Annotated in this window: 10 protein-coding genes; 1 reads left to right on the forward strand and 9 read right to left on the reverse strand. The window is 46.8% G+C overall.

Annotation, left to right across the window (positions count from 1 at the left end; all coding sequences use genetic code 11):
• Positions 1-9 precede the first annotated feature (9 nt).
• The 4 genes from MKX46_RS12700 to argC all read right to left on the reverse strand — a co-directional run bounded on the left by MKX46_RS12700 (position 10) and on the right by argC (position 4,665).
• Entirely contained in the window at positions 10-1,272 is a 1,263-nt protein-coding gene (locus MKX46_RS12700) for an acetylornithine transaminase (RefSeq protein ID WP_341071286.1), read from the reverse strand.
• Positions 1,273-1,325: 53 nt separating this feature from the next.
• Entirely contained in the window at positions 1,326-2,165 is an 840-nt protein-coding gene (argB, locus tag MKX46_RS12705) for an acetylglutamate kinase (RefSeq protein ID WP_029514564.1), read from the reverse strand.
• A gap of 118 nt (positions 2,166-2,283) precedes the next feature.
• Positions 2,284-3,510, reverse strand: coding sequence for a bifunctional glutamate N-acetyltransferase/amino-acid acetyltransferase ArgJ (argJ, locus tag MKX46_RS12710; RefSeq protein ID WP_069010676.1), 1,227 nt, complete (start codon positions 3,508-3,510; stop codon positions 2,284-2,286).
• Positions 3,511-3,615: 105 nt separating this feature from the next.
• On the reverse strand, positions 3,616-4,665 hold the full coding sequence (gene argC / locus MKX46_RS12715) for an N-acetyl-gamma-glutamyl-phosphate reductase (protein ID WP_341071287.1): 1,050 nt from the start codon (positions 4,663-4,665) through the stop codon (positions 3,616-3,618).
• A 418-nt stretch (positions 4,666-5,083) separates the two neighbouring features.
• Between argC and MKX46_RS12720 the strand changes: the two genes are divergently transcribed.
• Positions 5,084-5,998 (forward strand): SMP-30/gluconolactonase/LRE family protein, encoded by a 915-nt coding sequence (locus tag MKX46_RS12720; RefSeq protein ID WP_165146250.1) that lies wholly within the window; start codon positions 5,084-5,086, stop codon positions 5,996-5,998.
• Positions 5,999-6,097: 99 nt separating this feature from the next.
• On the opposite strand, the gene MKX46_RS12725 is transcribed toward MKX46_RS12720, so the two are convergent.
• The 5 genes from MKX46_RS12725 to hpf form a co-directional block, all read right to left on the reverse strand.
• Entirely contained in the window at positions 6,098-6,997 is a 900-nt protein-coding gene (locus MKX46_RS12725; RefSeq protein ID WP_029514568.1) for a YitT family protein, read from the reverse strand.
• Between the two features lie 97 nt (positions 6,998-7,094).
• Positions 7,095-8,208, reverse strand: a protein-coding gene (gene prfB / locus MKX46_RS12730; RefSeq protein ID WP_141695457.1) for a peptide chain release factor 2 whose coding sequence is annotated in 2 segments (ribosomal slippage) — positions 7,095-8,135 and positions 8,137-8,208 — 1,113 coding nt in all. Because the reading frame shifts where the segments join, the coding sequence is not laid out codon by codon here.
• Between the two features lie 152 nt (positions 8,209-8,360).
• On the reverse strand, positions 8,361-8,495 hold the full coding sequence (locus MKX46_RS12735) for a hypothetical protein (RefSeq protein ID WP_280921432.1): 135 nt from the start codon (positions 8,493-8,495) through the stop codon (positions 8,361-8,363).
• A gap of 225 nt (positions 8,496-8,720) precedes the next feature.
• Positions 8,721-11,171, reverse strand: a complete 2,451-nt coding sequence (gene secA, locus MKX46_RS12740; RefSeq protein ID WP_039271459.1) for a preprotein translocase subunit SecA — start codon at positions 11,169-11,171, stop codon at positions 8,721-8,723.
• 412 nt (positions 11,172-11,583) lie between these two features.
• Positions 11,584-12,138: a ribosome hibernation-promoting factor, HPF/YfiA family gene (gene hpf, locus MKX46_RS12745; protein ID WP_029514571.1), complete on the reverse strand. Its 555-nt coding sequence runs from the start codon at positions 12,136-12,138 to the stop codon at positions 11,584-11,586.
• Positions 12,139-12,388 lie beyond the last annotated feature (250 nt).

A 12,388-nucleotide genomic window follows, 5' to 3' on the forward strand; every position in this document is an offset into this window, starting at 1 on the left:
ATCTTTACACTAAGCCACATGCTCCCAAATCAATTCAGCAATCCATGTTACAGCCTGATCTATTTCGTTTTTCGTTACATACAAGTTAGGCAACAGGCGAATCACATTCGGTCCTGCTGTAATGAACAGAATGCCCTTCTTCTGTCCTGCCAAAACAAGCTCCGCTACCGGCTCTGCACACTCAATGCCGACCATCAAACCTTTTCCACGGATATCCTTTACAAAAGGACTATCTCCAAGCTGCTTTTGCAGGCTATGGAAGAGGTAATCTCCCATCTCTGCTGCACGTTCTGGCAGCTTGTCATCAATAATCGTTTCAATAGTAGCTTGAACCGCCGCCATAGCAAGTGGCGTACCTCCAAAGGTAGAACCATGACTGCCCGCTGTGAACGCTTCACGCAAATATCCTTTGCCTAGCATCGCACCCACAGAGAAACCACTGCCCAGTCCTTTCGCCAATGTAAAGATATCTGGCTCTATACCATAATGCTCAAAGGAAAACAGCTTGCCCGTCCGTCCCATACCTGTTTGCACTTCGTCAATGATCAGCAGCAAACCATGCTCGCGGCATAGCTTGGTGATCACGTCTACGAAAGCAGGGTCTACCGGATACATGCCGCCTTCGGCCTGCACCATTTCCAGCATAATTGCCGCCGTATGCTCACTGATGGCTGCTTCAAGCGCCGTCTGATCATGAAGCGGAACGCTTTTGAATCCGGCGGGAAGCGGTAAAAAGCCTTCTTTCACTTTGTCCTGACCCGTAGCGGTCAAGGTTGCCAGCGTCCGTCCGTGAAAGGATTGCGTGAACGTAATGATTTCGTAGCGACCGGTCTGCTTTACCTTCTGGTGGTAACGACGCGCCAGCTTAATTGCAGCTTCGTTCGCTTCGGCCCCGCTGTTGCAGAAGAACACGGCATCTGCGCTGCTATGGGCTGTCAGCAAGGCAGCTGCCCGTTCCTGCCCCGGTATATGAAACAGATTGGATACATGCCACAATTCATCGATCTGTTTTTTCAATCGTTCAGCTACTGCTTGAGGCGCATGGCCCAAATTAGTAACGGCGATGCCTGACATGAAATCCAGATAACGCTTGCCCTGATCGTCCCACAGCCAGCTTCCTTGCCCTTTCACCAGTGTAAGCGGGTATCTTGCGTAGTTTGGAAAAAGAGAGCTATTTGTCTGCGCTTTTGCTGACACCTTTTCCGTTTGCACTTCGCTTCCATCCGTACTTGGCATTTCCTCGCTCACCAGCGTATTCGGTTCCTTACTCATTATGTTCACGCTCCTTTATCGTTTGGTTATATAGGTCGAGCTATATATTACAATTACTGCATACGCACAATGCGTGTTCCAATCGATTCTCCGCCTAGCACACGACTTAGTACCTGTGGTTCGCTACCGTTCACAATGACGACTTCCTTCACTTTGCCGTGGATACAGGCAATAGCCGCTCTCACTTTCGGGATCATACCCCCATATATTTCACCTGTGCTGATCATATCCTCAATTTCCTGTACGGTGATAGAGTCCAGCACTTTCTTTTCTCCGCCATACTTCTTCAATATGCCTGGTACATCTGTAACGACGATCATCCGACTGACCCCCAGATGAGAGGCTACCGCACCCGCCGCCGTATCCGCATTAATGTTGTAACGCTGACCCGATCGATCAATCCCGATGGGGGCAATAACAGGCATATAGTCCATATCCAGGACACCTGTAATAATCGAGGCTTGAACAGATGTTACCTCTCCGACCCAACCGACCTCAGCAGCATTCGACACAGGCTTGGCTTCGATTAAATAACCATCACTACCTGACAACCCCAACGCTCGGCCCCCATGCAGTCCTATTCTACGTACAATCTGCTTGTTAATGCTACCCGCCAGTACCATCTCCACGACATCCAGCACGGGTTCGGTCGTTTTGCGTAATCCATGAATGAACTCTGTTTCGATCCCCAGCTTCGCCAAGTTGTCGGAGATCGCAGGGCCACCGCCATGTACAATGACAGGTTGAAGACCTTCCGACTGCAAACGCGCCAAATCTTCAAAAAAGGAATCAGGTAACGCAGCCAGCGTACTTCCTCCGCATTTCATCACAAAATTACGACGTGCCACTCCCGCATGATTCGCTTGATCCGCGTGTTCCACTGCCGATTGCATATCATCTCTCCTTTTCTCCTCTGTATATCCGTGCAATTTTTAAATGATGCTGGACTTACATCCGCTCTTTGCTTCTATTAACTACTATCCTTAATTTAATCCGTATTTATTCTGGTATCTATGTCCGATAAGCAGCGTTAATCCGCACATAATCATAGGTTAGGTCACAGCCCCATGCTGTAGCGGTTCCGTCCCCGTGATGCAAATCAACAATAATTTGCACCGTATCTCCCCGCAAATAGGCTAGCGCCTCTTCTTCATCAAAAGCGACCGGACTTGATTGGCTTAGCACAACAATATCACCCAAGCGAATATCTACCGTTTCTGGATTAACTGGCTCTCCAGCACGCCCTACGGCCGCAATAATCCGTCCCCAATTCGCATCTGCTCCGAAGACGGCTGACTTGACCAGACTGGACCCAACCACCGTCTTGGCTATCGCTTGAGCGGACGCATCGCTTACCGCTCCGCTTACAGACACCTCTACTAGCTTCGTAGCACCCTCTCCATCGCGAGCAATTGCCTTCGCCAGTTCTCGGCAGATATAGGTGAACGCCTCGGCAAAAGCGTCCCAATCGGGATGCCCTACGTGCAGTTCACGGTTGCCAGCCAGCCCACTTGCCATAGCAATCAGCATATCGTTCGTGCTCGTATCCCCATCCACCGTAATCATATTAAAGCTGGTATCCGTTGCCTGCTTTAATAGTTGATGAAGCGCCGTCTGTCCGATTACTGCATCACAGGTCATAAAAGCGAGCATCGTTGCCATATTCGGATGTATCATGCCCGATCCCTTGGCCGCCCCGGCGATGTGCACGGTCACACCGTCCACTTCAACCGCCACACATGCTTCCTTTTTAACCAAGTCCGTTGTCAGAATGGCTTGGGTAAATTGCTCTGCTCCATCGTTTGCCCCGTTCATACGGTCAGGTAAGGAGGATATACCTTCAAGCACACAATCCATTTTCAAATGCTCGCCGATCACGCCTGTCGAGGCGACGGCTACATTGCTCTCAGCAACACCCAGTTCATGAGCCGCAGCCGAACGCATAGCGTAAGCATCCTGCTCTCCTTGTTGTCCCGTGCAGGCATTGGCGTTTCCGCTGTTCACCACTACTGCCTGCAATCGACCATCTGCCAAGCTCTCGCGGGTCACCTTCAGCGGTGCAGCCTGAAACACATTGGTGGTGTACACCGCAGCAGCTGTCGCTTCTACCTCACAACGAATCGCGCCCATATCGTTGCGGTTCGAATTTTTTAGCCCGCAGTGTAATCCTCCGGCTGTAAAACCACGCGGAGTTACGATGTTACCCCCGTTTACTACTGTAAACTCTACTTTGCCCATAATTATGTGCCCTCGTTCGCAACATATTCGATGAATGACAGCTGTTTGTATTCCAAATTCCCGCTCGCTGCCGTTATCCGTATCCATGTTGCAGTTACTTGCTACTTACGGATATACCGGTATGAAGCCTAGCCCGAGGTTCTCCTCCCATCCCATCATCAAATTTAAATTCTGAATCGCCTGCCCAGCGGCACCCTTCACAACATTATCAATGACAGAAATAATCGTAAGACGCCCGGTTCGGGCATCTGCTGCAAAACCAATGTCACAGTAATTCGAACCCATTACTTCCTTCGTTGCTGGCCATATACCTTCGCCACGTACACGGACAAAAGGATGGCCTTTATAATAATCCCGGTATAACCCGATAAGATCTTGATCTGTATGCTCACCCTTCAGCGTGACATAAATCGTACTCATAATTCCTCGGGTCATAGGAACAAGTTGTGTTGTAAACGTAATCGTAACGTCCTCGCCCGCAATATCGCCCAGTACCTGTTCGATCTCAGGGATGTGCTGGTGCTTATTCACCTTATAAGCCTTAAAATTCTCGTTCATTTCCGCATAGTGCGAAACGAGGCTTGTTCCCCTACCCGAGCCGGATACACCGGATTTGGCATCCACAATCAGCGACCGATGGTCGATCCAATCCGCTTTCAGCGCAGGAATAATCCCCAGTAATGTTGCAGTCGGATAACAGCCTGGATTTGAAATAAAAGAAACGCCCGCCAGCTTTTCTGCATACACCTCACTGAGTCCGTATACCGCTTGCTTGAGATATTCGGGTGAAGCTGCAGGCTTTTTATACCATGCTTCATACGTTTCCCCGCTTCGAAGCCTGAAGTCCCCGGAAAGATCAATGACCTTCAGTCCGACATCAAGAAGCTGCGGCACTAACTTGGTACTAACGCCCGATGGCGTAGCAGTGAAAACCAGATCGGCCTTAGCAGCAATTTCGTGGACTTCGACACCGTCCAAATCCTGCACCACAATGTCCGTCAGATGTGGAAATCCGTCACTGATTGGGACACCCGCGCTGGACGAAGAAATAACAGATACAATCTCTACTTGCGGATGATGAACCAAAAAACGAATCAGCTCCACCCCGCCATACCCGGTGGAACCGACAATTGCCACTTTTAACCTGCTGCTCACAGACCTTCCTCCATTCCGTTCGTATGAAATATGTATTATTATACGACTCTATTTATATAAATACAACACCTCATGTCATGTTATTCCCCCTAATTTAAAATATGCGCTCTTGTCTATTCTTTTGACCGACAAGCTATACGAGCTATAATAAAGTAAATAAAAAAATAGACAGCGAACTTCTTGAATACAGCTTGCCACTTTGCATAAAGAATAAGGGGGATATTCCCTTTACATGATCTCACTTATTGGAGTTCATCTCGATTGGTCATTTGCTGCACTTTATGGACTTGTTGAACATGAAGGGAGTACATGTAGCACTACATACAAGAGGAAATCACATGCACTGCATCTAGTGAATCTGCTCAGAGGAACCGCTGAAGCGGATAATTGGGGTCGAAAATAAACCTATACGTTAGGGGTGTTACACATCGAAACATATACAGCGAATATCGTTATAGATGCAAAAGCAAAGTTAGGCGAGGGTCCCAGCTGGGATCAGCGGTTTCAACGTTTATTTTGGGTCGATATTAAAGGCTTTCAATTGCATATCTACGATCCTTCTACATGCACAGATCGTACAATAAATGTTGGTGAACATATTGGTGCAGTTGTACCTTATCTCAAAAATAAAGTGATCGTAGCGCTGATTAGCGGTCTATATTGTTTAGATATTGAGACAGGGGCCAAAGTATTAATTCATGATCCTGAGGAAGGTAGACTAGGTAATCGTTTTAATGATGGAAAATGCGATCCTGCCGGACGTTTTTTAGCAGGAACCATGAGTCTAAATGGCGAACATGCGCAAGGAGCATTGTATAGTCTGAACACAAAAGGCAAGGTCTCCTTACTGGTTGGTAAAGCTTCCATATCTAATGGATTAGCCTGGAGCGCAGATCATCGTACAATGTATTACATTGATACTCCAACATTGGAGGTGGTCTCCTTCGATTACGATGTGGTGCAAGGCACTATTAGGAATAAGCAACTGGTGGCTAGATTGGATGAAAGTGAAGGGTATCCAGATGGCATGACAATCGATGCAGAGGGCATGTTGTGGGTCGCGAGATGGGGTGGTAAACGTGTCTCCCGTATCCATCCTGCTCATGGAGAAGTAATTGCTGAGGTATCACTTCCCGTCAATTGTGTGACTTCGTGCGCTTTTGGCGGTGAACAGCTGGATGAGTTATATATTACGACTGCTCAAGATGATGATAGTGCCGATCAACCCTTAGCAGGCGGCCTATTTATGGTCAAGACAGGGGTAAAAGGAACGCCTACCTCGTATTTTAATCAAGGACAAACGGCAAATTGGCTTGAACGATTGGTAAAATGAATCTAGTAAAGCATGCTGAAGAGAGAAGAGCCTACTATATTAGTGGGCTCTCCTGCATGGATTCAGTTAAGAGCATGCCTCCAGAAGGCCCTCTTTGTTTCAGCTTTCCTTCTTAAACCCTTCACCCAATACCTCACGAGTATTACTTATTATCACAAAAGCTTCCGGGTCTACCAAGCGGACGAGCGTTTTAAGGCGAGTTACCTCGTTTTGTCCGACTACAACCATAAGCACAGGACGTTCTTCGTTCGTGTAACCGCCCCGTCCTGCCAGCTCTGTCAATCCTCGGTCCAAATCCTGCAAAATAGCCTGCGTGATCGTTTCTTTCTGATTGGATATGATGTAAGCCACTTTGGAGTAGCCCAATCCCATTTCCACGGCATCAATGACCTTACCCGTTACAAACAAGCCGATCAACGCATACAGCGCCCGTTCCGGCGAGAGGGCGAAACCAGCCAGTGTAATCACCGTGCCATCCATCAACATAACACAGAGAGAAAGACTAAAACCCGTATATTTTTGAATAATCTGCGCCAAAATAGCCAATCCACCCGTCGAGCCCCTGCCCCGAAACACGGTACCTAAACCCAATCCTACTCCGATTCCACCATATAGCGAAGCCAGCAACGGATTGGTTGTCGGAACTGCCCAATCCTTCGTAACATAAACGAATAGCGGCAGCATAATACTTCCCAGCAGAGAACGCAAACCGTATTTTTTCCCTAACAGCAGGACCCCTGCTATAAATAATGGAATATTCATTCCCCACTGCGTATAGGCGGGTTCCAGGCCAAACAGCTCCTCGCCCAAGATAGACAAGCCCGATACCCCCCCGGATGCAATCCGGTTTGGGAGCAAGAACATGTTAAAGGTCAGCGCTGTAATGAAAGAGCCGAGTATAATCAGCAAAATATCGGTCACGTTGCGTGCGGGTCCGCTGGCGGCAATCAGAGGCTTGCGTCGTCTTCGGCGAGCAGCGGGAGGATTCAATTGAGGCATCATTCGTGTTCTCCTTTAATTAAAAAATACCGTTACACAAAAATTCCTACAGTCTGCAGGCACATGGTCTGCGGACTGTAGGAAAACGTACAGGCTATTATTCTGCGTCCAGCTTAATTTGGCTGCGCAGGTAACCATCGATGAAGGGATCGAGATCGCCATCCATGACAGCCCCTACGTTGCCAGTTTCCACGCTAGTACGGTGATCCTTAACCATGCTGTATGGATGGAACACGTAGGAGCGAATTTGGCTGCCCCATGCAATATCGGACTGTTCTCCGCGGATTTCATCCAAATGCTGACGCTGCTCTTCGATCTTACGCTCGTAGAGCTTGGAACGGAGCATCGTCATGGCACGCTCTCGGTTCTTGATCTGGGAGCGTTCATTTTGACAGGTCACGACAATACCGGAAGGTAAATGCGTAATCCGAACGGCTGAATCGGTCGTATTAATATGCTGACCTCCCGCACCACTGGCCCGGTACGTATCAATTTTAAGATCTTCCGTGCGGATCTCAACGTCCACATCATCCGCAATTTCAGGCACCACATCACAGGATACGAACGATGTATGCCGACGGCCGGAGGAATCAAATGGAGAGATACGAACAAGCCGATGCACGCCTTTCTCCGCTTTCAAATAGCCATAGGCATTATAACCTTTGATCAAAAGTGTTACACTCTTAATTCCTGCTTCATCACCCGCTAGATAATCCAGGGTCTCTACCTTAAAGCCCCGTTTTTCAGCCCAGCGAGTATACATCCGTAGCAACATTTGTCCCCAGTCTTGGGACTCCGTTCCGCCTGCTCCCGGATGCAACTCCAGGATGGCATTAAGTTTGTCATACGGCTGATTCAAAAGCAATTGCAACTCAAACTCCTGAAGCTTGCTCAGCAGAGAACTGACACTATTCTCGATTTCTCCAGCCAGTGTTTCATCGCCTTCCTCATCAGCCAGCTCAGCCATCATGCCAGCATCTTCGTATTCCTGACGAAGCTGTTCATAGCTGTCTACTGAAGACTTAACAGCGTTCATTTCTGCAATTACACCTTGGGCTTTATCATTATCATCCCAAAAGTCAGGTGCAGCCATCTTTACTTCAAAGTTTGCGATCATTTCCTGTTTGAGATCTAAGTCAAAGAGACCCCCTAAGGTTTGTTAGTTTCTTGCCTATTTCTCGCAAATCATGCTTTACACTTGGATCAATCATGCTGTCATTCTCCTTTTAATATATGGTTAGGGGAAGTAAAAGCGTTGTGAGTTACGGCTGGGTGAAGAGACGCTGCGCGAATGATTTGATCTTACGATCGCTGTTGCAGCGAGATGCCCTTGATTGGATTAACACATTCAAAGGTGGGCATCTCACTGCAAAGGCGAACGCTGACGCTTCTCCAGATTCAAATCCTTCACTTCGCTACCGACCGCCGTAAAGTCAAACGACTTATAGATAATCGGCTCAGGTATGTGAGCCGAGTCAAGAGCTGAATTAACTGACAAGCAAGCTAAGACCCGCTTGCTTGTCATAATTATAGAAATAGGGACAATCTTCTCAAGAAAAAAATATTCAAACTGATCCTCCAACAAAAACACTATAAGCTGAAAACATCAGTGCATCCCCTGTATGGCACAAAATGGCCGACGGTCAGTGGTTGAACTGCCGCCTGCCATTATATGCACTGCAGGGAATAGTGTATCTCAAGACTCTCCCTTAATTTCAATCCGTTATTTTCTACGCGGACGCGAAGGAGCGGATTTCTTTTTAGGAGCAGCTGGTTCACCACTCGTCGAGATTTTGTCTTCGTCAATGACAGCCTGACGCTCTTGATTGGATTCAATTTGTGCTTTCATGATGTATGTCGCTACTTCCTCTTGGATGCTAGCAATCATAGCATGGAACATTTCGAAGCCTTCAAATTGATACTCGCGCAGAGGATCGGTACCGCCGTAAGCACGCAAGTGAATACCTTGACGCAATTGATCCATAGCATCAATATGGTCCATCCATTTGCTATCGACCGCACGCAGTACGATAACTTTCTCGAACTCGCGTACCATATCTTCGCCAATCATTTCTTCACGGCTGTGGTATCTGTTGGTAACTTTTTCGAAGATCATGTCCACGATCTCCTCTTTTTCCTTGCCCCACAGGTCGTCACGTGTAAGTGTATTTTCCTCAAGCAGGTTGTTATTCACATACTCTGCTACTTCTTCAAGTTCCCAGTTTTCAGGAATGTCATCCCCGCAATGAGCTTCCACTACACGCTCAATGACAGGCTTGATCATGTCAAACACAATTTCCTTGATGTTCTCTGATTCCAGCACCTCACGGCGTTGTTTGTAAATAATAGCACGCTGCTGGTTCATTACATCATCATACTGGAGAACGACTTTACGCTGATCAAAGTTGTTGCCTTCGACGCGTTTTTGAGCTGATTCGATAGCACGTGTAATCATACGGCTCTCGATAGGTTGGTCTTCCTCGAAGCCCAAACGCTCCATCATATTCAGTACGTTGTCCGCACCAAAACGCTTCATTAACTCATCGCCCAGCGATAAGTAAAACTGTGTGGAGCCCGGATCACCCTGACGTCCTGCACGTCCGCGAAGCTGATTATCAATACGACGGGATTCATGACGTTCTGTACCGATGATGTGCAAACCACCAAGTTCTGATACGCCTTCACCCAGTACGATGTCAGTACCACGTCCGGCCATGTTGGTAGCGATGGTAACTGCGCCTGCTTCACCTGCACGGGAAATAATCTCAGCTTCCTCAGCATGATACTTGGCGTTAAGCACTTTGTGACGAACGCCTTTGCGTTTCAGCATTTCAGAAAGAAGCTCCGAGTTTTCAATAGAAACCGTACCTACTAATATCGGCTGGTTCTTTTTGTTACGCTCCAGGATTTCATCTACCACAGCATGGAATTTGCCTTTCACGCTCTTGTACACTATGTCAGGCATATCTACACGCTGGTTAGGCTTATTCGTCGGAATTTGGAGCACTTCCAGACCATATATTTTTTTGAATTCTTCTTCTTCTGTTTTAGCTGTACCCGTCATACCCGCCAATTTGCGGTACATACGGAAATAGTTTTGGAATGTAATTGTCGCCAATGTCATGCTTTCATTTTGTACAATGATGTTTTCCTTTGCTTCAATAGCTTGGTGCAAACCATCACTGTAACGACGTCCAGCCATCAAACGACCTGTAAACTCATCGACAATTAGGACTTCACCGTCAGCCACGACATAGTCCACATCCAAACGCATAATAGCATTAGCTTTCAATGCCTGTACAATGTGGTGATTGATTGTAACACTTTCCTGATCGTACAAGTTTTCAAGACCAAAGAAATTTTCAGCTTTGGATACGCCGTTTTCGGTCAAAGCAACCGACTTCACCTTAATATCCAGCGTGTAATCTTCTTCAACATTCAGGCTCTTCACAAAACGGTCAGCCGCAAAATACAGCTCGGTCGATTTCTGAGCTTGTCCTGAAATAATCAATGGTGTACGGGCTTCATCGACGAGAATGGAATCCACTTCATCAATGATACAGAAGTACAACGGACGTTGTACCATCTGCTCTTTGTAAAGCACCATGTTATCGCGCAGATAATCGAATCCGAACTCGTTGTTTGTACCGTATGTGATGTCACAAGCATATGCTGCCTGCTTGGCGGCATGATCCATGTTGGCCAAATTAAGCCCTACGGACATTCCTAGGAAGTTATAAATTTGTCCCATTTCTCCGCTGTCACGTTGCGCCAAATAGTCATTGACCGTAACCACGTGCACGCCTTTGCCCAACAGAGCATTCAAATAAACCGGCAGTGTTCCTACCAGTGTTTTACCTTCACCGGTTTTCATTTCGGCAATTTTACCTTCATGCAGCGCAATACCGCCGAGCATCTGTACGTCATAATGACGTTTACCCAGCACCCGTTTGGACGCTTCGCGAACAGTAGCAAAAGCTTCTGGCAAAATTTCTTCAGCCGTAGTCCCTTGTTCGACCCGAGCTTTAAATTCCACCGTCTTCGCTTGCAACTCCTCATCCGAGAGCTTTTCGAAATCCGGCTCTATCTTATTGATCAGTTCAACCGTCTTCATTAAACGCTTGACATCACGTTCATTGGTATCTCCGAAGATTTTCTTAACAATTCCTAGCATGGTTTACCCCTTTCGCGCAAAACAATTAATAGAATCAATTTCACAATAAGAAAGGGTCCATGATGAAATTGATTCCCGATATGTTTGACAGGCCCGGCTGTACCAGCCCATCGTGCGATGTACTTTGCATAAATTGTAACAGTTTGTAGGACATGCCGCAACACAAGCAGCCTCCAGATTTGCATCCGGTTAAAGATACCAAAACAATTGACGCACGAAATACACAACTTGATTACACTTATCCAAGTTTAAATTTCCTTACTTTCACAAAAAAACATATAAAAGAGCCTTATCCCGCCAGGTTCGCAAGGATAAGGCTCGTGTTGTTTTCATTTTCCTAATATCCATGAAGCATGCTTCAATCGAAATCGTTCTATTCATTTTAAAATGTGAAAAGTTCCTACTTCACAGGCTATTGCCGTTCGATCAGACCGTATTTACCATCATTGCGCTTGTAAACTACGTTAACTTCTTCGTTGTCAATATTGGAAAACACAAAGAAATTATGTCCAACCATGTTCATTTGAAGAATAGCTTCTTCCACATCCATAGGTTTCAATAAGAAACGCTTGGTGCGGACAACTTCCAGCTCATCCAGTTCTGCATCTTCAGCAACAGCCACGCCACCTGCCGGATCTTCCACAAAAAGGGTTTTCAAACTGCCTTCTTGACGGAATTTTCGGTTTAGCTTGGTTTTGTGCTTGCGAATTTGCCGTTCAAGCTTGTCTACCACGGCATCAATGGATGCATACATGTCATCGCTCTCGTCTTCGGCACGGAGTACAAGCCCCGGCAAAGGAATGGTTACTTCTACAGTGTGCAAATCTCTGGTTGTGCTTAACGTTACACTTCCATCAGACGTCGGGGGTGCATCGAAATACTTTTCAAGTCTGCTGAATTTCTTATCAACGTAGTCCTTCAAAGCGTCGGTAACCTCGATCTGTTGACCTCGTACTGTTAAGTTCATAGGGCACGCCTCCTTTGCCCCTTCAGTATAGCACATATGTTAACGCCAAGTAAAAAAAGAGACCAACATTTCGAAGCTATTTTACAAAATCCCTCTTTTTTCGCTAAAACGCTTCCCATAACGTCATTCTTTGAAAACAGGTATGTTTAAAATCGACTTGCATACATATGTGAATAATGAGTGCATATACGAATATTGCTCCGCTGACGTCATGACAAACAACTATTTTGGGCTTCATGCTAAGCGATCT

Origin of the sequence: Paenibacillus sp. FSL P4-0113 (assembly GCF_038009305.1) — a bacterium.
Lineage (GTDB): Bacteria > Bacillota > Bacilli > Paenibacillales > Paenibacillaceae > Paenibacillus > Paenibacillus polymyxa_D.

Coding starts and splice junctions, on each gene's coding strand:
- MKX46_RS12700 (WP_341071286.1), bottom strand. CDS start 1,272: ATGAGTAAGGAACCGAATACGCTGGTGAGCGAGGAAATGCCAAGTACG.
- argB (WP_029514564.1), bottom strand. CDS start 2,165: ATGCAATCGGCAGTGGAACACGCGGATCAAGCGAATCATGCGGGAGTG.
- argJ (WP_069010676.1), bottom strand. CDS start 3,510: ATGGGCAAAGTAGAGTTTACAGTAGTAAACGGGGGTAACATCGTAACT.
- MKX46_RS12725 (WP_029514568.1), bottom strand. CDS start 6,997: ATGCCTCAATTGAATCCTCCCGCTGCTCGCCGAAGACGACGCAAGCCT.
- secA (WP_039271459.1), bottom strand. CDS start 11,171: ATGCTAGGAATTGTTAAGAAAATCTTCGGAGATACCAATGAACGTGAT.
- hpf (WP_029514571.1), bottom strand. CDS start 12,138: ATGAACTTAACAGTACGAGGTCAACAGATCGAGGTTACCGACGCTTTG.